General features: G+C 68.3%; 18 protein-coding genes. 7 read left to right on the plus strand and 11 right to left on the minus strand.

Going from position 1 to position 19,609, the window contains the following annotated elements; all coding sequences use genetic code 11:
• The first annotated feature begins 10 nt into the window (after nt 1-10).
• The 4 genes from B2J89_RS11395 to B2J89_RS11410 all read left to right on the plus strand — a co-directional run bounded on the left by B2J89_RS11395 (nt 11) and on the right by B2J89_RS11410 (nt 4,595).
• Nucleotides 11-1,264: an ABC transporter substrate-binding protein gene (locus B2J89_RS11395; protein WP_169169201.1), complete on the plus strand. Its 1,254-nt coding sequence runs from the start codon at nt 11-13 to the stop codon at nt 1,262-1,264.
• Nucleotides 1,265-1,277: 13 nt separating this feature from the next.
• Nucleotides 1,278-2,399, plus strand: a complete 1,122-nt coding sequence (locus tag B2J89_RS11400) for an NAD-dependent epimerase/dehydratase family protein (protein ID WP_240964918.1) — start codon at nt 1,278-1,280, stop codon at nt 2,397-2,399.
• Nucleotides 2,396-3,511 (plus strand): muconate/chloromuconate family cycloisomerase, encoded by a 1,116-nt coding sequence (locus tag B2J89_RS11405; RefSeq protein WP_169169202.1) that lies wholly within the window; start codon nt 2,396-2,398, stop codon nt 3,509-3,511. Before B2J89_RS11400 ends, B2J89_RS11405 begins: the two co-directional genes overlap by 4 nt.
• Before the next feature lie 88 nt (nt 3,512-3,599).
• The gene (locus B2J89_RS11410; RefSeq protein ID WP_169169203.1) at nt 3,600-4,595 is read left to right on the plus strand and encodes a tripartite tricarboxylate transporter substrate binding protein; all 996 of its coding nucleotides are present in this window, start codon (nt 3,600-3,602) and stop codon (nt 4,593-4,595) included.
• A 206-nt stretch (nt 4,596-4,801) separates the two neighbouring features.
• Here the strand turns inward: B2J89_RS11410 and B2J89_RS11415 are convergent, their stop codons facing one another.
• The 5 genes from B2J89_RS11415 to B2J89_RS11435 form a co-directional block, all read right to left on the minus strand.
• The gene (locus tag B2J89_RS11415; protein WP_169169204.1) at nt 4,802-5,290 is read right to left on the minus strand and encodes a hypothetical protein; all 489 of its coding nucleotides are present in this window, start codon (nt 5,288-5,290) and stop codon (nt 4,802-4,804) included.
• Between the two features lie 84 nt (nt 5,291-5,374).
• Entirely contained in the window at nt 5,375-5,716 is a 342-nt protein-coding gene (locus B2J89_RS11420; protein ID WP_169169205.1) for a hypothetical protein, read from the minus strand.
• A 660-nt stretch (nt 5,717-6,376) separates the two neighbouring features.
• Nucleotides 6,377-7,414, minus strand: a complete 1,038-nt coding sequence (locus B2J89_RS11425) for a phosphotransferase family protein (RefSeq protein WP_169169206.1) — start codon at nt 7,412-7,414, stop codon at nt 6,377-6,379.
• Nucleotides 7,411-8,184, minus strand: a complete 774-nt coding sequence (locus tag B2J89_RS11430; protein ID WP_169169207.1) for an SDR family NAD(P)-dependent oxidoreductase — start codon at nt 8,182-8,184, stop codon at nt 7,411-7,413. The genes B2J89_RS11425 and B2J89_RS11430 overlap by 4 nt, the downstream gene beginning before the upstream one ends.
• The gene (locus B2J89_RS11435) at nt 8,181-9,371 is read right to left on the minus strand and encodes an acyl-CoA dehydrogenase family protein (protein ID WP_169169208.1); all 1,191 of its coding nucleotides are present in this window, start codon (nt 9,369-9,371) and stop codon (nt 8,181-8,183) included. Before B2J89_RS11435 ends, B2J89_RS11430 begins: the two co-directional genes overlap by 4 nt.
• Nucleotides 9,372-9,534: 163 nt before the next feature.
• On the opposite strand from B2J89_RS11435, the gene B2J89_RS11440 reads away from it, so the two are divergent.
• Entirely contained in the window at nt 9,535-10,242 is a 708-nt protein-coding gene (locus tag B2J89_RS11440) for a GntR family transcriptional regulator (protein WP_371809063.1), read from the plus strand.
• Nucleotides 10,243-10,468: 226 nt separating this feature from the next.
• On the opposite strand, the gene B2J89_RS11445 is transcribed toward B2J89_RS11440, so the two are convergent.
• The 5 genes from B2J89_RS11445 to B2J89_RS11465 form a co-directional block, all read right to left on the minus strand.
• Nucleotides 10,469-12,559, minus strand: coding sequence for an acetate--CoA ligase family protein (locus B2J89_RS11445; RefSeq protein WP_169169210.1), 2,091 nt, complete (start codon nt 12,557-12,559; stop codon nt 10,469-10,471).
• A gap of 140 nt (nt 12,560-12,699) precedes the next feature.
• Complete coding sequence (locus tag B2J89_RS11450; RefSeq protein WP_169169211.1) at nt 12,700-13,695, minus strand: tripartite tricarboxylate transporter substrate binding protein; 996 nt, start codon at nt 13,693-13,695, stop codon at nt 12,700-12,702.
• Between the two features lie 65 nt (nt 13,696-13,760).
• Nucleotides 13,761-14,153, minus strand: a complete 393-nt coding sequence (locus B2J89_RS11455) for a Zn-ribbon domain-containing OB-fold protein (protein ID WP_169169212.1) — start codon at nt 14,151-14,153, stop codon at nt 13,761-13,763.
• Nucleotides 14,154-14,156: 3 nt separating this feature from the next.
• Nucleotides 14,157-15,311 carry a thiolase family protein gene (locus B2J89_RS11460; protein ID WP_169169213.1) on the minus strand — a complete coding sequence of 385 codons (1,155 nt, stop codon included), beginning with the start codon at nt 15,309-15,311 and terminating at the stop codon, nt 14,157-14,159.
• The gene (locus B2J89_RS11465) at nt 15,308-16,147 is read right to left on the minus strand and encodes an IclR family transcriptional regulator (protein ID WP_169169214.1); all 840 of its coding nucleotides are present in this window, start codon (nt 16,145-16,147) and stop codon (nt 15,308-15,310) included. Before B2J89_RS11465 ends, B2J89_RS11460 begins: the two co-directional genes overlap by 4 nt.
• A gap of 218 nt (nt 16,148-16,365) precedes the next feature.
• Between B2J89_RS11465 and B2J89_RS11470 the strand changes: the two genes are divergently transcribed.
• The gene (locus tag B2J89_RS11470) at nt 16,366-17,037 is read left to right on the plus strand and encodes a histidine phosphatase family protein (protein ID WP_169169215.1); all 672 of its coding nucleotides are present in this window, start codon (nt 16,366-16,368) and stop codon (nt 17,035-17,037) included.
• 20 nt (nt 17,038-17,057) lie between these two features.
• On the opposite strand, the gene B2J89_RS11475 is transcribed toward B2J89_RS11470, so the two are convergent.
• Nucleotides 17,058-18,653, minus strand: coding sequence for a GMC family oxidoreductase (locus B2J89_RS11475; protein WP_169169216.1), 1,596 nt, complete (start codon nt 18,651-18,653; stop codon nt 17,058-17,060).
• A 133-nt stretch (nt 18,654-18,786) separates the two neighbouring features.
• Between B2J89_RS11475 and B2J89_RS11480 the strand changes: the two genes are divergently transcribed.
• A partial coding sequence (locus B2J89_RS11480) for a 3-hydroxybutyryl-CoA dehydrogenase (RefSeq protein ID WP_169169217.1) occupies nt 18,787-19,609 on the plus strand: 823 nt, incomplete at its 3' end.

The following is a 19,609-nucleotide window of genomic DNA, read 5'->3' on the forward strand; positions in this document are numbered from 1 at the left end:
GGAGACAACCATGAACCGCCACCCCCACCGCAACCCCCTACCGCGCGCATGCCGCGCGCTTTGCACCAGCCTCGCCCTGCTGGCCGCCACCACTGCTGTCACCGCCCAGGAGGTGAAGATCTCCGACGACGTCGTGCGCCTGGGCATCCTCACGGACCTGAACGGCCCGTTCGCCGACATCACCGGCCCGGGCAGCGCGGCAGCCATCCAGATGGCCATCGATGACTTCGGCGGCCAGGTGCTGGGCAAGAAGATCGAACTGCTGGTGGTGGACCACCAGAACAAGGCGGACATCGCCGCGAGCAAGGCGCGCGAATGGTTCGACACCGGCAAGGTCGACGCCATCATGGACGTGGCCGTGTCCGCCCCGGCCCTGGCCGTGCTCGAAGTGGCCAAGCAAAAGCAGAAGGTCATCATCTTCAACGGCCCCGGCACCGACCGGCTCACGGGCGACCTGTGCATGCCCAGCACCGTGCACTACGTCTACGACACCTACGCCCTGGCCAACGTGACGGCCAGCGCCATCACGCAGCGTGGCGGCAAGGACTGGTTCTTCATCACCGCCGACTACGCGTTCGGCCACAGCCTGCAGGAGCAGGCCAGCGCGGTGGTGCTTGCCCAAGGGGGCAAAGTGCTGGGCTCGGCCAAGCACCCCATCGGCGCGACGGACTTTGCCTCCTTCCTGATCAGCGCGCAGAACAGCAAGGCGCAGGTCATCGGCCTGGCCAATGCCGGCAGCGACACGGTGAACACCATCAAGGCCGCGCGCGAGTTCGGCCTGACGCAGGGCAAGAACAAGCAGACCCTGGCAGGGCTGCTCATGTACATCAACGACGTGCACGCCATCGGCCTGCGCACGGCGGGCGGGCTGATGCTCACCGAAGCGTTCTACTGGGACATGAATCCCGAAACACGCGCCTGGTCCAAACGCTATTTCGAGAAGATGAAGAAGATGCCCAACATGAGCCAGGCGGGAGCCTACTCATCGACCCTGCACTACCTCAAGGCCGTGCAGGCCGCCAAGACCGACGACACGGCCAAGGTCATGGCGCAGATGAAGGCGACGCCGATCAACGACTTCTTCGCCAAGAACGGCCGCATCCGCGAGGACGGCCGCATGGTGCACGACATGTACCTGTTCGAGGTCAAGTCGCAGGCCGAATCCAAGTACCCCTGGGACTATTACAAGCTCGTGGCCACGGTGCCCGGCGACAAGGCCTTCCTGCCGCTGTCGCAGTCCAAGTGCCCGATGGTCAAGAAGTAAGGACCGCCCGGCCATGATGACACCCCAGCAAACCGCACTCATCGTGGGCGCCTCGGGCGTGGTGGGCCAGGCCTGCCTGCGCCATTTCGCCGGCCTGCCGGGCTGGCGTGCGATAGGCGCGGCGCGCCGTCCGATCGCGCCGCCACCCGGCGCCGAGGCCCTGCAACTGGACCTGCAAGACGGCGCTGCCTGTGCCGCCGCGCTGGCAGGCCGCGATGACATCACCCACGTCGTGTACGCCGCCGTGTACGAGAAGCCCGGCGGCCTGGTCGGCGGCTGGCGCGACGGGGAGCAGATGCGCACCAACCTGCAGATGCTGCGCAACGTCATCGAGCCGCTGGACCGCCCCGGCGGCCCGCTGCGCCATGTCACCATCATGCAGGGCGGCAAGGCCTACGGTGTGCACATCCACCCCGAGATTGCCGTGCCCGCGCGCGAACGCTGGCCACGCGACGAGCACGAAAACTTTTACTGGCTGCAGGAAGACTTCCTGCGCGAGCGCCAGGCCCGCTCGGGCGCGTGGCACTTCACCATCATGCGGCCGCGCATCGTGTTCGGCGACGCCATGGGCAGCAACATGAACCCGATCCCGGCGATCGGCGTGTACGCCTGGCTGCGCCACGAGCAGAGCCTGCCGCTGGCCTACCCCGGCGGCCCCCCACGCGTGAACCAGGCCATCGACGCCGACCTGATCGCCCAGGCCTGCGCCTGGGCCGCGCAGGCGCCCAACGCGCGCAACGAAACCTTCAACTTGGAGAACGGCGACGTGTTCGTTTGGCAAAACGTCTGGCCCACCATTGCCGACGTGCTCGGCATGCCGGTGGGCGCGCCCGAGCCGCAGTCCCTGGCCGCCGCGCTGGACGGGCAGCAGTCCGCCTGGGAGCGACTGGTGGACAAATACCAGCTGGCCGCGCCGCGCGAGCTGGCGGCCTTCATCGGCCAGGGCGCGACGTATGCCGACTTCCAGATGAACCATGGCAAGGAAGGCCCGCTGCCGGCCGTGATCATGAGCTCGGTGAAGATCCGCCAGGCGGGTTTTCACGCCTGCATGGACACCGAGGACATGTTCCGCAAATGGTTTGGCCAGTTGCAGGAGCGCCGGCTGCTGCCCAGCGCCGCGCAGGCGCGGGCATGAAGATCGAGCGCATCACCAGCACCATCGTCGGCCTGCGGCTGCGCCGCGCGCACCGCTTGGCCATGACGACCATGGCGGGCCACACCTTGGTAGTCGTGCAGATGCACACGGACGAGGGCGTGACCGGGTTGGGCGAGCTGTCCATCATTGCCGGCTACAACGAGATGAGCGCGAGCGCAGCCAAGGCGGTGATCGACGAGGTGCTGGCACCCGCGCTGCTGGGCCAGGACCCGCGCCGGCTCTGGCATGTGCTGGCCCTGATGGACCGCGCCATCAAGGGCAACCTGCCCTGCAAGGCGGCGCTGGAAATGGCCTGCGTGGACATTGCGGCGCGTGCCCTGGGGGTGTCCAGCGCAGCGCTGTTCGGCGGCACGGTGCGCGACCGGCTGGAAATGCTCTGGGTGCTGGCCACCAGTGACACGCAGCAAGATATCGAGGAGGCCCGCCAGAAGCTGGGCGAGCGCACGCACCGGCATTTCCTCGTCAAGATCGGCATCGGCAACCCGCTGGAGGGCGTACAGCGCGCCACCGCCATCCGCAACGCGCTCCCCGAGGCGGCGACGGTGCGTGTCGACGTCAACCAGGCCTGGGACGAGGCCACGGCACGCTGGGCGATCCCGGCACTGCACGCAGGCGGCATCGCGGTGGTCGAGCAGCCCGTGCACGCCGCCAGCATCGACGCCATGCGCCGCCTTACTGGCACGAGCCCCATCACCGTGATGGCAGACGAAGCCGTGGCCACGCCCCAGGAGGCCATGGCCTATGCCAGCACCCATGCCTGCGATGCGCTGTCCATCAAGGTCACCAAACATGGCGGTTTGCTGCGCACGGCGCAGGTTGCCCACATCGCCGCAGCTGGCGGTTTGGCCATTTTTGGCGGCACGATGATTGAAGGCGCCATCGGCACCTCGGCCTGCGCGCAGTTGTATTCCACGCTGCCTGACCTGCATTGGGGCTGCCAGCTGTTTGGCCCGCAACTGCTGGTGGACGACATCGCCACCAGCCAGTTGCGCTACGAAGACTTCGCTTTGGTGGTTCCGACCGGCCCCGGGTTCGGAGCGACCGTCGACCCCGAGCGGCTGGCGTACCACCACCGGCGCCCTGCCGGCTGACGCTCCGCGAAGTCACTTGTTTTTCAAACGGCCGCAGAGCCGGTGCGCAGCGCGCGCAATCCAAACCTATTCCATCCAAGGAGACACCGTGACCAAAACCCCGCCCCTCACCCGCCGCACCGCACTGGCGTGTCTGCTGGCCCCCGTGGCCGCTGCAACGTTCGGCGCCTTGCCTGCGCATGCTCAGACGTACCCGAACAAGCCGATCCGCATCATCGTTCCGTACGCGGCGGGCACCGCGACCGACACAATTGCACGGCTGGCGGCGCAACAGATGTCCGACGCGTTGAAGCAACCGGTGGTGGTCGACAACCGGGCCGGTGCCAACGGCGCCATTGGCACCAGCGCGGTCGCCAAGGCCCCGGCCGACGGCTACACGCTGCTGATCACGACCAACACCACCCAAGCGGCCAACCTGAGTTTGATGAAGTCGCTGCCGTACGACCCGCAAAAGGATTTCGCGCCCGTGTCCATGATCGGCAAGGGCGTTTTCGTGCTGGCCACGCGCACCGATGCGCCTTTTGGCAACCTCGCGGAATTTCTCGCTTACGCCAAAGCGAATCCTGGCAAGGCGAGCTATGCCAGCGCCAACAGCTCCGGCATCGTCTCCGGCGCCACGCTGGCACTGAAAACCAAGCTGGAACTCCTCCACGTTCCGTACAAGAGCGGCCCGGCTGCCATGACCGATGTGTTGGGCGGGCAAGTCTCCACGCTGTTCATCGACATTCAGTCCGCGTTGCCGCAATTGCGCAGCGGCAAGCTCAAGGCACTGGCCGTTACCACCGCGCAACCGCATCCCCTGTTGCCCGGTGTCCTCAGTCTGCGAAGCGCGCCGGGCATGGCCGGGTTTGATCTGAGCTACTGGATGGCCGTCTACGCGCCTGCCGGGACGCCTGCACCCATCCTGGAGGTGCTGAACCAGCAATTCATGCAATTCACGCGCACGCCCGCCGTGGTCAGTCGGTTTGCCGACCTCGGGTTTGCGATCGAAGGAAGCTCCGGTACTGCGCTCGATCAGTTCACGCGCAGCGAGATCGGCAAGTGGCGGGAGCTGATTGCGGCTGCGGGGATTGAGGCGGAGTGACGAAACGCGGATGGGACCAGCGAATCCCATTCGTCGTTCGCGGTTTGCGGGGTGCTTCCGCCGGCCATTTACCGGATCACAGCATCGCGGCCGGGGATACGAAAGCTCAGCGTGAATACGCGGAACATAGACGATCGTCCGTGATGCGACAGCTAGAATCCAAAAAGGCTTGAACTGTCAGAGCGCCCCAAGGCGAAGTCCGGCACTTAAGCGGCGCCGTCAGGCGTCCGCTTGAAGGAAGGGTTAGACGCTTTGTGGTCAAGTCGCTCTTGCTCGGGTACCGCTGCCATTAGCCGCCCGAGTGCAGCGACAGATACCTGGTACTGGCCGTTCTTCGGACGCGGCTTGTGTGCCACCAACGACCAGACGCGCGATCCCAGGCCGTTGTAGACCTCGGTAAACGAGCCATCGCGGTGTAGCCGTAGCACAAGAAGTTGCTCCGGCTCGGCACTGACCGCCACTCGATCGCCTTGCGTGGATTTCACTTGAACGTTCTTGCCATTGCACGTGCCGTCATGGCATTCAAAGGACGCCCCGTGCAGCATGATTCCGTAGTGGTGGGCTGCATATGCCTCCCCGAGGCTACCGACCATGTGCCCGTCCGGTGTGAACTTGCGTCCGGGGAACATGGCCTCAAGCTCTGCCACTGCCCCATAGATGGAGCGAACAATCTCGGGAAAGCGGGCTTCGTCCATTTTCTGAAAGCGTCTAACGAAAAAGCTAAGCCGACCGCTGTACGCGGGTCGGCTTGAGCGCCGGGTTAGAACCAAAATGTGCCATTAGATTTCTCTTCCCACAGAATGGACAGTGCAATACTCACCTTGAAGTTCAACCCATGTACTCGGGCTTACGTTAGAACCGCCTGGCACAATATTTTTGCATTGCTTTCCCTTGCTGGTTTTTCCGGAGCAGTGAACAGAAAAATCTTCATTTGCCCAAGCCAAATATTCAGACTTCGAAACACCATAGTGCGCTGCAAAAACGACTGTAGGGTCTTCAATCAAAGCCAATAGCTCTTCTGGCTTCGCAATATGAGTTTCTTGCCCCCATTGGCTTGGCACGGAAACACAGAATGCGACACCAAGTTCTTGAAGTTTTTTCAGAAGCTCAAGATTCTCCATTTTTATTCCTTATGAGCTTCAATTGAAATTAAACGACTGCAGAACGCCCCGCAGAGGTCGGATAAACAGGCATTACACCGGCAAATCATAAGCGCTACATGTTGTTAGGCGAACCTAAAACATGACGGATGAAGCACCGGACATCCTAAAACTTCATGCTAAGCGTCTGCCAGACTTGTGACCAACTGATATTTGCCACTACCGCAAAAAGTCGACCGGCACCCTTGCCCAGCTGGCTCACCCTACAGTGACGGCGGCTGAGCCTGTCGAAACGCCGAATTCACCCCACCGGCGCGCCGCGCCACATCAAGGGCGCGGCGTTTTGATGAAGCTGGCGTAGGGAATAGTCCCGCCGCCGTTCGGTCAGGTTGGGGGCCTTCAGACATCCACATGTAGCGTGTGCCGTAGCCGGCGTGGCGGTCTCCGACACGGTAACGCGGCTTGGGCGCCCCCCTACACCCATTCGACTTCGCCTTCTGGGCGTTCCGTGGCTATCCAAGCGCAGGCCAGGGTGTGCGGCGGAGATGCGAGGCAGATGGCCGCCGCCATCGGGCCGCGCGCACGGTGTTGCCAGACAGAGGGAGCCCAGGTGGCGCTTCAGCGCGGTGGTCCCGCGCCGGCAGGAGCAGCCGCCGGGCATGCCAGCGGCCTGCCTGCCGTTCAGCCCGCCGTATGCCGCTGCGCCCATTCCCAGCCCAGCCGCGCCAGCGGCCCGGCCTTGCGCCCGGTTTCTTCGGCGTCGGCCGACGCCGCACTGCCATCGGCGGCGCGCTGTGCAATGCCGTAGAGGATGGCGGCCATGCGAAACAGGTTGTAGGCCATGTAGAACGACCACTGCCCCTGGACATCGCGCCCCGTGGCCGCGCGATAGTCGGCCAGGTACTCGGCCTCCGTGGGAATGCCCAGCGCGGGCAGGTCCAGCCCGCCCATGCCGCGCCACAGCGCGGGCGGCACGTTCCAGGCCATGCAGTGGTAGGCCAGGTCGGCCAGCGGATGGCCCAGCGTGGACAGCTCCCAGTCGAGCACGCCGATCACGCGCGGCTCGGTGGGATGGAACACCAGGTTGTCGATGCGGTAGTCGCCGTGCACCAGCGTGGTCTCGTCGCCCGGCGGCACCTGCGCGGGCAGCCACTCCATCAGGCGGTGCATGGAATCGTCCAGCGGTACCGACAGCGCGCGGCACTGGCGCGACCAGCGGTCGATCTGGCGCTCCACATAACGGCCGGTGCGGCCGTAGTCGCCCAGGCCCACGGCCACATGGTCCACGCTGTGCAGCGCGGCCATCACGCGGCCCATCTCGCGGTACACGGCGCCGCGCTCTGCGGGTGTGCTGCCGGGCAGCGCCGGGTCCATGAAGACCCGGCCCTGCAGGAAATCCATCACATAGAACGGCGTGCCGACGATCGATTCGTCCTCGCAATAGGCGAGCATGCGCGGCACCGGCACATCGCTGTCCTGCAGCGCGCGCATGACGCGGTATTCGCGGTCAATGGCGTGGGCGGAGGGGGCCAGCTGGCCGGCCGGCTTCTTGCGCAGCACGTACTCGCGCGCGCCCGCCGTGACGCGGAAGGTGGGGTTGGACTGCCCGCCCGACAGGGGCGCGACCTGGATGGCTTCGCTGCCCGCCAGGCCCTGCGCACGCAGGTAGTCCTGCAGCGGCGCGAGCGGCAGGGTGGCGGTGGCGGCGGCGGTGCTCACAGCGAGCTCACCAGGTGTGCGCCGTCCACGGCCACCGTGGCGCCCGACATCGCGGCGCCCGCGTCAGAGGCCAGCAGCAGCAGCGGTCCGTCGAGGTCGGCCATTTCGCCAAAGCGCCGGCTCGGGATGCGGCTGCGCAGCTTCTCGCCCGCCTCGCTGGTAAGGAAGTCGCGGTTCAGGTCGGTCGCCACATAGCCCGGCAGCAGCGCGTTCACGCGGATGCGGTGGCGCGCCAACTCCAGCGCCATGGCCTTGGTGGCCTGCACCACGCCGGCCTTGGAAATCGCATAGGGCGCCACGCCGCCGGCCACGCGCTCGCCCAGGATCGAGGCGACATTGACGATGCTGCCGCCCTGCCCGGCCGCCACCATGCGCCGCGCGGCCTCGGTGGCGACCAGCCAGCAGCCCTTGAGGTTGGTGTCCAGCACGTGGTCGAAATCTTCTTCGGTCTGCTCCAGCAATGGCCGCGTCACCGTGACGCCGGCGTTGTTGATGACCACATCGGGCGCGCCCCAGCTGGCCAGTTCGTCAAAGCAGGCACGCACGCTGGCCGCGCTGGTCACATCGAGCGACAGCGCCCGCGCTTGGCCTCCGCCTCGGGTGATGGCATCGACCACGGACTGCAGCTTGTCGGCGCGGCGCGCGGCCACGGCCACGCGGGCACCGGCGTCCGCGAGCAGCTGCGCGAAATGCGTGCCCAGCCCGCTCGACGCCCCGGTGACCAGCACCACGCGCCCGTCGAGGCGGAAACGGTCGATGGCGGCGCTCATGCCGGGACCCGCGCCGCCGCGGCCTTTTCGGCCTGGTGGACCAGCTTGCGCGCCATGCTCCAGCGGTGCACTTCGCTCGGGCCGTCGTAGATGCGGAAGGCGCGCATGTCGGTGAAGATGCGCATCACCGGCGACTCGCCCGTGACGCCCTGGCCGCCGAGCATCTGCACGCTGCGGTCGACCACGCGCCACTGCGCTTCGGAGCACACGACCTTGGCGCGGCTCGACTCGAAGTTGCACTTCTCGCCCTGGTCCAGCAGCCAGGCCGTGTGCCAGATGTGCAGGCGCGCGGTGTGCAGGTCCATGTCGTTGTCGGCCAGCATGAAACCCACGCCCTCGTGCTCGGCCAGTGGCTTGCCGAAGGCGGTGCGCCGGCGCGTGTAGTCGAGCGCCGCATCGTGCGCGCGGCGCGCCTGGCCGAGCCAGCGCATGCAGTGCGTCAGGCGCGCGGGCGCCAGGCGCACCTGCGCGTAGCGGAAGCCCTTGCCGATCTCGCCGAGCACGTCGGCGGCGGGCACGCGCAGGTTGTCGAAGCGCAGCACGCCGTGGCCGCCCGTGAAGCAGGCGTCCATCGCGTCCATGTTGCGCTCGAGCACGATGCCGGGGCGGTCCATGTCCGAGAGGAACATGGTCGCCGAACCGTCCTCCATGCGCGCCATCACGATGCAGTAGTCGGCCCCTTCGGCGCCGGTGATGAACCACTTGGTGCCGCTGATCACGTAGTCGCCGCCGTCGCGCACGGCGGTGGTGGCCAGCATGGACGGGTCGGCGCCCGCGCCGGGCGCGGGCTCGGTCATGGCAAAGCACGAGCGGATGTCGCCCGCCACCTGCGGCCGCAGCCAGCGTTCCTTCTGCGCGGGCGTGGCCACTTCTTCCATGAGGTGGATGTTGCCCTCATCGGGCGCGTGGATGTTGAGCGCCGTCGGGCCGAGCCACGAATAGCCGGCCTCCTCGAACACCACGGCCTTGGCGACGTGCGACAGGCCCAGGCCCCCCATCTCGCGCGAGGCGTGGGGCGTGAGCAGGCCTGCGGCCTTGGCGCGGGAGACCAGCTCGCGGCGCAGCGCCTCGCTCGGGCCGTGGGAAGACTGGCGTTCGTCGTTTTCGAGCGGGATCACCTGCTCGGCGATGAATTCACGGGTGCGGTCGCGCAACGCGCACAGCTCGGCGCTCAGTTCAAAATCCATCGGGGCGTCTCCTGAAACAGTGGTGCAAGGCTTTTCGTTCCACCAGATTGTAGGACAATTTTGTTTTGCAATGTGTCGCACATTCCTCGTTCACGGCATTGATGGAGCCCAGGCGCTGTGTACACTCGGCGCGCATGCCTTTTCACACCCCCGCGTGAGCCCCGTGACCAGCCCCTCTTCTGACCGCGCTGCCGAAGGCGCTCCCGCGCCCGCGCAAGAGGCGGCGTTCAGCGCCTCCGATGCCGTGTTTTTCGGCATCGTGCATGGCCTGGAGCTGCAGCGCTTCGTGCCCGGCCAGCGGCTGGTGGAGGCCGATCTCGCGGCGCAGTTCGGCGTGGGGCGTAACTCCGTGCGCGAGGCCGTGCAGCGGCTCGCGGCCGAGGGCATCGTCGATGTGTTCCGCCACAAGGGCGCGGTCATCAAGGCGCTCACGCCACAGGAAACCCTGCACGTGCTGGACGTGGCCGAGCGCATGACCGGGCTGCTGGCACGAACGGCCGCGCAGGGCGTGCGCAGCGGGCGTGCACCGCTGGCGCTCAAGAAAAGCCTGGAGTCGCTGCGGGCCGCCGACAAAGCCCAGGACGCCGAGGCCTTTGCCCGCGCGCGGCGCGAGTTCTACCGGGCGCTGCTGGAACTCGCGGGCAGCCGCGAGCTGCGCCGGCTGTTCCCCTCGATCCACATGCCGGTGGTGTACGTGCAGCACAAGCTGCCGGCGCTGCAGAAGATCCGCGTGGCCGACTACCGCGCCATCGCAAGGGCGGTGGCGGGTGGCGACGAAGCCGGGGCCGACGCCGCAGGCGTGGCTCACGTGCGCAATGTGCGGGACGAGATCCTGCGCCGCCAAGCGCCCACCGGCGCCGAGGCCGGCTGACCCTGCCGGCGCGGCTGCGCGGGCGAGCGCTCTGCCGGCGCGCAACGCCCGCCGTGGCCGGCGGCTTTGCTATCGAAAGAGAAGCTGGTAGCGCCTACTGCCATTGGGTTTCCACATTGAAACTCATCGAACCCAGCTACAAGCCAGCGCATGCAGCTCTATTTTTGAGAGCAAAGCGGCAGCATCCGCGCCTTTAGGCGACGCCAGCGCGCCGCTCGCGGCCCGCTCAGGCGCCGGCCCGCTCCACCAGCGCGTCCACCACGATGGCGCCCTCGCCGGCGGCCCCGACCAGCACCGGGTTGAGGTCCAGCGACGCAATCGAGCCGCGCGCACCGGCGATCACCTGGCCGATGGTGACCGCCAGGGCCGACAGCGCGGCAATGTCCAGCGGCGGGTCGCCGCGCACGCCGTCCAGCAGCGGCGCGATGCGCAGCGTGCGCAGCGCCTGCGCCACCTCGTGTGCGCTGAAGGGCGGCAGCAGCACGGCGCAGTCCTTCATCGCCTCGACGTTCTTGCCGCCGTCGCCCACCACCACCACCGGACCGAAGACCGGGTCCTGCCGCGCGCCGATCATGAACTCGTGCCGCCCGCGCCGCATGGCCGCCACGATCACGCCATCGCGCGCCACGCCCATGTCGCCCATCTTCAGCCAGAAGCGCTCGAACAGCGCAGCGGCCTCGTCGGCGCTCGCCACGTTCAGTGCCACCAGCCCGTGTTCGGACTTGTGCGGCACCTCGGGCGAACAGGCCTTGACCACCACCGGCGCGCCGATGGCGCCGAACGCCTCGCGCGCCTCCTGGGCGCTGCGCACCAGCCGCAGCGGCACGGTGGGCACGCCGTGCTGCGCCAGCAGCGCCAGGCTGTCGACCTCGTTGAGAAAGCCGCCGTCTTGGCCCGGGGGCAATGGCACGTCCGGCAGGGCCGGCCAGGCAACGCGGGCGCGGCGCATCAGTTCCGTGTGTTGGGCCACCTGGGCCAACACACCGACTGCCTCGCCTTCGTTCGGGAAAGTGGCAATGCCCTGCGCGCGGAAGGGCTCGGCCACGCTTTCCTGCCACGCGGCCACGGCCACGGGTTTGCCGGTGGCGGCCTCGAACGCCGCGGCATCGCGCGCAAAGGCCTGCACGTCGTAGCCCGCGCCCGCCACCGGGATGTTGAGGAAGAACAGGTCGGCCGCCGGGTCCTGCGCCACGGCGGGCAGCACCTTGCCGAACAGGCCGCTGTCGCTCAGCAGCGCGGCGGTGATGTCGATGGGGTTGCTGGCCGTGGCAAACCCGGGCAGCTGGGCGGCCACGTTGCGCTGGGTTTCGGGCGACAGCTCGGCCAGCGGCAGGCCTTCGTCGTCCGCCGCGTCCGCCCCCATCACGCAGCTGGCGCCGGAATTGCTGATGACCACCAGCCGGCGGCCTTCAGGACGCCAGCCCTTGAGGTAGGCCTGCGCCGCGCGGGCCTGCTCGTGCGGGTCGCGCACGCGCCAGATGCCGTGGTGGCGGAAGAACGCATCCACGGTGCGGTCCTCGTTGGCCAGCGAGCCGGTGTGCGACGACGCCGCCTTCTGCCCGCCGGCCGAACGCCCGGCCTTGATCGCGATGATGGGCAGGTCGCGTGCGCGCGCATGGGCGGCCGCGGCGGCCAGCATCTCGGGGTTGGCGATGCTTTCGAGGTACAGCAGCAGCAGGCGCACGTCGGGGTCGTGCGCCACGGCCAGCGCCAGCTCTCCCACGGTCACGTCGGCCTCGTTGCCCGTGGCATGCACATGGCGCACGCCCAGGCCGCGCCCGCGCAGCAGGCCATAGGCCATGGCGCTCATGCCGCCACTCTGGCTCACGATGCCGATGGGACCGTCCATGGGCGGCACCTCGATGAACATGGTCGAAAACCCCGCGATGGCGCCAGTGCCGAAGTTGGCCAGGCCCTGGGTGTTGGGGCCGTAGAGCCGCATGCCCGCAGCGCGCGCCTTCGCCACCATGTGGCGCTGCTGCTCGAGGCCCTCGGGGCCGGTCTCGCCAAAGCCCGAGGCGATCACCACGGCCGACTTGACACCGCGCGCCGCGCATTCCTCGACGGCCGCGACGGTCTTGTCGCCGCCCACGACCACCAGCGCCAGGTCCGGCACCTCGGGCAGGGCCGCGAGCGACGCGTAGCTCTTGTGGCCCTGGATCACTTCGCGCGTGGGGTTGATCGGGTAGACGGCGCCCTGGTAGCCGTGGCGCTGCATGTAGTAGATCGGGCGCCCGCCGATCTTGTGGATGTTGTCCGAGGCGCCAATGATGGCGACCGAACGCGGGTTGAGGGCGGAAGTAAGGAGGTCTAGCATGGCAGTTACGTCGGTTGAGTTGTCCATAGCGTGTGGCCTTCGAGCCTGGCGCGGCCCAGTCCAGGGCCGCCGTGCAAGGGCCGCCCCGCCGCACTGGCGGCGTCCCCCTTCAGGGGGAAGGCGCGAAGCGCCTCAGGGGGTTAGTCAATTTTTGCGCCAGAGGTCTTCACCACCTTGGCCCACTTGTCCACTTCAGCCTGCAGGAAGCTGCCATAGGCGACCGGTGTGCTGTAGGCGGCCGCAAAGCCCTGCGCATCGAAACGCTGGCGGATATCGGGGCTCTCGAGCACGGCCTTGAGTTCGCTGCTCAGGCGCGCGATGACTTCTTTGGGCGTGCCCGCGGGCGCCAGCAGGCCGTTCCAAGCGATGGCTTCGTAACCCGGCAGACCGGACTCGGCCACCGTAGGCAGGTCCGGCGCCACGGGCGAGCGCTGGGCACTCGTCACGGCCAGCGCCTTGAGCTTGCCGCCCTTCACGTGCGGCATCGACGACAGCATGGTGTCGAACATCAGGTCGACTTGGCCCGCCATCACGTCGGTCAGCGCAGGCGCGCTGCCCTTGTAGGGCACGTGGGACATCTTCACCCCGGCCATGGCGCTGAACAGCTCGGCCGAGAGGTGGGTGGACTGGCCGTTGCCCGAGGATGCGAAGTTCAGCCCGCCGGGGCGGGTCTTGGCCAGCGCGACGAGCTCGGCCACGTTGCTGGCGGGCAGCGCCGGGTTGGCGACGATCACCAGCGGGCCGCTCGTGAGCTGGGAGACGGGCGTGAAGTCCTTGAGCAGCGAATAGTTGAGCTTGGCAAACAGCGCGGGGTTGATCGCGTGCGCCGTCGTGGCCACCACCAGCGTGTAGCCGTCGGGCGCGCTGCGCGCCACCGCCTCGGCGCCCAGGTTGACTCCGGCACCGGGTTTGTTGTCGATCACGAACGGCTGGCCGAGGCGCTCCTGCAGCTTTTGCGCAACGGCACGCGCCACGATGTCCGTGGGGCCGCCCGGCGGATAGGGCACGACGAGCTTCACGGGCTTGCTCGGATAGTCCTGCGCCAAGGCCAGCGGCGCAGCGGCGGCGCACAGTGCGGCGCAGGCCAGACCGATCCAGTGGCGGCGGGAAGGAAGAAGGGAAAGGGCGGTCGTCATGGCTTGTCTCCTGGTAGGTGTAGTAGTAGTGGTGCCGGCAAACGCGAGAAAAAATGGCGGCGTCGCTAGGACTCCGGCGCAAAGCGCACCAGCGTGCGCCCCTGGTGCTCGAAGAAGCCTGCGCGCACGCGCTCGCCGATGCGCACGCCCGGCGTGGCATGCGCCATGAGGCGCGGCCCTTCGTCGAGCTGCGCAATGACCAGCGTGTACGGCGCGAGCGCGCGGAACTCTTCGGACGGCGCGCGCGCAACCACGGTGACCGCGCAGACGGTGGCCGCGCCCGCCGCGTCGCGCCAGTGCAGCGCGCCGCGCTCGCCGCAGTGCTGGCAGGCATAGCGCGCGAGCGTCTGCGCGTGGCCGCAGGCGGTGCACTGCTGGTAGCGCAGCACGCCTGCGCGCAGGCCGTCGGTGAAAGGCGCGGCCAGGGGACGCGCGGGAGTGGGTTCGGTGGTTTGCATGGCTCAGTCCTCGCGCGACAACAACAGACTCACGTGGGACGACATCACACCGCCGTCCGCATGGATGAAGGCGCGGCGCGGCGGCGTGATCTGGCGCGCGCCGGCCTGGCCCGTCATCTGGCGCCAGGCCTCCACCGCATGCGCCAGGCCACCGGCCACGCCGCAGTGGCCAAATGACAACAGGCCGCCGTGCGTGTTGAGCGGCAGCGCCCCGGTGGGCGCGAAATCGCCCGTGCGGGCCCGCTGTGCAGCGCCCGCGCGTGGAGCGAAGCCGATCTCTTCGAGCAGCATCACCAGCGTGATCGTGAAAGAGTCGTAGATCCCCAGGTAGTCGACGTCGGCCAAGCCCAGCTCGGCCTCGTCAAACGCCCGCTGTGCGGCCTCGCCGGCGCCGCACTGCATCACGTCCGCCATGGCCGTGAGGTGCTGGTGGCGGTGCGCCTGGCCCGCGCCCACCATGGCCACGGCGCCCTGCGCGGCGGGCTCGGCCGAAACCACGAGCGCCATCGCGCCGTCCGAGATCGGGCAACAGTCCAGCAGCGACAGCGGCGTGGCAATCGGTTTGGAGGCCAGCACCTCCTGCCGCGTGATCGGGGTGCGCAGGTGCGCATCGGGGTGGGTGGCAGCGTGGGACCGCATGAGGACGGCGAACTCGGCCAGGTCTTCCGAGGTCACGCCCGTCTGCTGCATGTACTGCGAGGCCATGAGCGCGTAGTACGCCGGCACCGAGGCACCGTTGGGCACCTCGAAGTCGGCATCGCCCACCTGGGCCAGCGTCTGGATCGAGCTGTCGCGCGACTGGCCGCTGAGCCGGTTCTCGCCCGCGAGCACGAGCACGTTGCGGCAGCGGCCCGAGCGCACCAGCTCGCGTGCCGCCATCAGCATGGCCGCGCCCGAGGCACCGCCGAGCTGCAGCCCGTGCGCGTAGTGCGGCTTCAGCGCGAGGCGCTCGCAGACCAGCGTGGACAGCATCAGGTGCGGCAGCGTGGTCGCGTAGCCGCAGAGCACGCCGTCGATCTCGCGGCGCGCAAGGCCACTGCTGTCGATGGCCTGCGCGGCGGCCTCGTCCATCAGGTCGAGCGCGCTGCGCCCCTCATGGCGCCCGAACGGCGTGCCGCCAGCGCCGCGCAGGTAGGCGGGCCGCAATGCTGGTGTCATGTGCGTTTCTCCTTGTGCAGGGGGGTGGCACGGCGGTCGGTGCGCGTGGCCTCGGCCCAGCGCACCTGGCACACCGTGGCCTCGCGCAACAGCGCCTGCGCCAGCGCCGGCTCGCGCGTGAGGATGCGTTCGTTCAGCGCCGCAATGCTCAGCGCCGCCACGGGGCGGCCCTCGGGGTCGAGGATGGCGGCGCCGATCCCGCCCATGCGTTCGACCACCACGTCGAGCAGCACGGCGTAGCCGCGCTCCCGCGCTTCGGCGATGCGTTCGCGCAGCAGCGCGGGCGTGATGCGCGGGTAGCGCTCGAGTTGGCCCGAGAGCGTCTCCAGCGCGGCCTCGCGCTCGTCGTCGGGCATCCAGGCCAGCAGCGCGAGGCTGCCCGCGCCCACGCCCAGCGGCCTTCGGCTGCCCACGGTGAGGTAATTGGCGCGGATCGGGTACGTGCCCTCTTCCACGTCGATGCACAGCGACTCCACGCCGCTGCGGATCGAGAGCACCACGCTGTCCTGGAACACGCCCGTCAGGCGCATCAGGCTGGGCCGCGCCAGCGGGCGCGGGTCGAAACGGCGCAGCGCCGCAGCGCCGAGCACCGTGAGTTCCGGCCCCAGCGTGAACTGCTTGCTCTGCGCATCGCGCGCCACGAAGCCTTCGCGCGCCATCACATCGAGCAGGCGCAGCGCGGTGGCCTTGTCCAGGTCCGCGGCCGCGGCAATGTCGGTCAGGCGCACGCTGCCGCCCTCGGACATGACGCGCAGCACGCGCATGGCGCGCTCCACCGACGAGGTGCTGCCCCGCTCATGGGTGATGACCGCCTTGGGGCGTGCGAGGGTGGGCATGCGAGTTTCTTTCCATGAAACCTTTGGATAGCCAGCAATCTATGGGCTTGCAGTACAGCCGTCAAAACACACGCACCAAGTTTCACTGACCGAAACTTTTATCGCTCGCGAGGCGGTAGGCATGCGCGCATGGCAAAAGCGCCGCATGCTCACGTTTCGATAGCAGAAGTCGCGGCAGTGACAAGAACGCAGCAACCCTGAAAGCCACAATCCCGGCCATGGGAACCCTCTACCTCGTGCGCCATGGCCAGGCCTCGTTTGGCGCCGACGACTACGACCAGCTCAGCGCCCTCGGGCGCCAGCAGGCGGTGCGCCTGGGCGAGTACTGGCGCAGCAAGGCCGTGCCGTTCGATGCCGTGGTCACCGGCACGCTGCGCCGCCACACGCAAACCTTGGAGGGCATTGCCGAGGGCCTGCAGGGCGCGCCCGCGCCGCTGCAGCTGCCCGGGCTCAACGAGTACGACAGCCTCGCGCTGATCCGCGCCATCCACACCGAACCCCTGCCCCGGCCCGACACGCCCGCGCTGTACCGCCAGCACTTTCGCCTGCTGTGCGACGCGCTGGCGCAGTGGATGGCCGGCGTCATCAGCCCGCAGGGCATGCCCAGCTGGGACGATTTTTCGGGCGGCGTGCGCGCCACGCTCGAGCAGGTGCGGCGCGACCACACAGGCCAGAACGTGCTGCTGGTCTCCAGCGGCGGCCCGATTGCCGCGGCCGTGGGCGAGGTGCTGGGCACGGCGCCCGAGGTGACGATTGCGCTCAACATGCGCATCCGCAACAGCGCCGTGACCGAGTTCAGCGTCTCGCCCAAGCGGCTCATGCTGCAGATCTTCAACACGCTGCCACACCTCGATGCGCCCGAATATGCGGGCTGGATCACCCACGCCTGAGAAGGCAGCGCCCGCGCCGCTTACCGCGCCGCCGCGCGCAGCAGGTCCACCGCCTTCTCTGCCACCATGATGGTCGGCGCGTTGGTGTTGCCGCTGACGATGCGCGGCATGACCGATGCGTCCACCACGCGCAGGCCCTGCACGCCGTGCACGCGCAGTTGGGCGTCAACCACGTCCAGGGCGCCGGGACCAATGCGGCAGCTGCCGACGGGGTGGTAGATGGTGTCGGCGTACTGGCGGATGAACTGCTCGATCTGCCCGTCGCTTTGCGCGCTGGCCGACGCGGGGGACTCGCGCGCGCCGTGGCGCGCGAGCGCCGGCTGCGCCAGGATGGCGCGCATGCGGCGCACGCCGCGCACGAGGCGCGGCAGGTCCTCGGGGTCGCCAAAGAAGTTCGGGTCCACCAGCGGCAGATCGGCCGGGTCGCGGCTGGCGAGCGTGACGCTGCCGCGGCTTTTAGGCTGCAGCAGGCACACGTGGCATGAATAGCCGTGGCCCAGCACCGTCTTGCGGCCATGGTCGACCAGCTTGCCGACGACGAAATGCAGCTGCAGGTCGGGCGCGGGCGCGTTGGGGTGGCTCTTGATGAAGCCGCCGGCCTCGGCGAAGTTGGTCGTCAGCATGCCGCTGCGGCTGCGGCGCCACTCCAGAATACCGCGCACGATGTTCAGCGCGCCGCGCGGCGAGAGGCCGAACAGGTCGGTCAGGTCCGGCGCATCCATCACCTGCACCACATCGGGGTGGTCGTGCAGGTGCTGGCCCACGCCGGGCAGGTCGTGCACGGTGGCAATGCCGAGGCGCTGCAGCTGCGCGCCAGGGCCGATGCCCGAGAGCATGAGGAGCTGCGGCGAGAGCAGCGCGCCCGCGCTCAGCAGCACCTCGCGCGTGCCGCGCAGCTGGCGCAGCGTGCCGCCCTGGCGGTATTCGATGCCGATGGCGCGGCGCTCTTCCATCAGGATGCGCGTGGCGTGCGCGCCGGTGACGACCTGCAGATTGGGCCGGTCCAGGTGCGGCGTCAGGTACGCCTTGGCGGCGCTCAAGCGCTCGCCATTCTTTTGCGTGACCTGGTACAGGCCCACGCCCTCCTGGCTGGCGCCGTTGAAGTCGCGGTTGTGCGCGTGGCCGGCCTGCACGCCGGCCTCGACAAACGCCTGGGCGAAGCGGTTGGGCGAGCGCAGGTCCGCCACGTTGAGCGGGCCGCCCGTCCCATGCCAGGCACCCGCGCCGCGCTCGTTGTTTTCCGCACGCTTGAAATACGGCAAGACATCGTTCCAGCCCCAGCCGGGATTGCCCTGCGCGGCCCAGTGGTCGTAGTCGGCGGGCTGGCCGCGCGCGTAGACCATGGCGTTGACCGAGCTGGAGCCGCCCAGCACCTTGCCGCGCGGCTGGTAGCCGCGGCGCCCGTTCAGTCCGGTCTGCGGCGTGGTGTTCTGCCCCCAGCCGTTCAGCTCGAACCTGGCCATCACCGCCAGGCCCGCAGGGCAGTGGATGAGCACGCTGGTGTCGGGCGGCCCGGCTTCGAGCAGGCACACGCGCACTGCGGGGTCTTCGCTCAGGCGCCCGGCCAGCACGCAGCCGGCCGAGCCGCCGCCCACGACGAGGTAATCGAACTCCATGGACCTGTCTCCTGCGCGTCCGTCTGCGCGGCCGCTGGCTGGCACCTTAACCCGGCGCGCCGGCGATTGCCGATACCATCGTCGGGATTTTTTCGGCTGCTTTGTCTCATTGGAAAGAAAAGGATTTCTGCATATGGCTATCACAACGGTTGGCATCATTGGCGCGGGCACCATGGGCAACGGCATCGCGCAGGCCTGCGCGGTGTCGGGCGTCCAGGTGGTCATGGTCGACATCTCCGACGCTGCCGTGCAAAAAGGCCTGGCCACGGTGGCCGGCAGCCTGGACCGCCTGATCAAGAAGGAAAAGATCACCGAGGCCGACAAGGCCGCGGCGCTGGCGCGCATCCGGACCTCGACGCGCTACGACGACCTCAAGGCCGCGCAGATCGTGATCGAGGCCGCGACCGAGAACTACGAGCTCAAGCTCAAGATCCTCCAGCAGGTGGACGCGCTGGTGGCGCCCGAGGTCATCATCGCCTCGAACACCTCGTCGATCTCGATCACCAAGCTGGCCGCCGCCACCGGCCGCGCCGACCGCTTCATTGGCATGCATTTCTTCAACCCCGTGCCCATGATGGCGCTGGTGGAGATCATCCGCGGCCTGCAGACGTCCGATGCCACGCACGACGCCGTCAAGGCGCTGTCCGAGACGCTCGGCAAGTCGCCGATCACCGTGAAGAACGCGCCGGGCTTCGTCGTCAACCGCATCCTTGTGCCCATGATCAACGAGGCTTTCTTCGTGCTCGCCGAAGGCCTGGCCACGCCCGAGGACATCGACGCGGGCATGAAGCTCGGCTGCAACCAGCCGATCGGCCCGCTGGCCTTGGCCGACATGATCGGCCTCGACGTGTGCCTGGCCGTGATGGACGTGTACCTGACCGAGTTCGGCGACAGCAAGTACCGCCCCTGCCCGCTGCTCAAGGAAATGGTCGCCGCCGGCCGCCTGGGCCGCAAGA

This window comes from Acidovorax sp. SRB_24 (assembly GCF_012931925.1).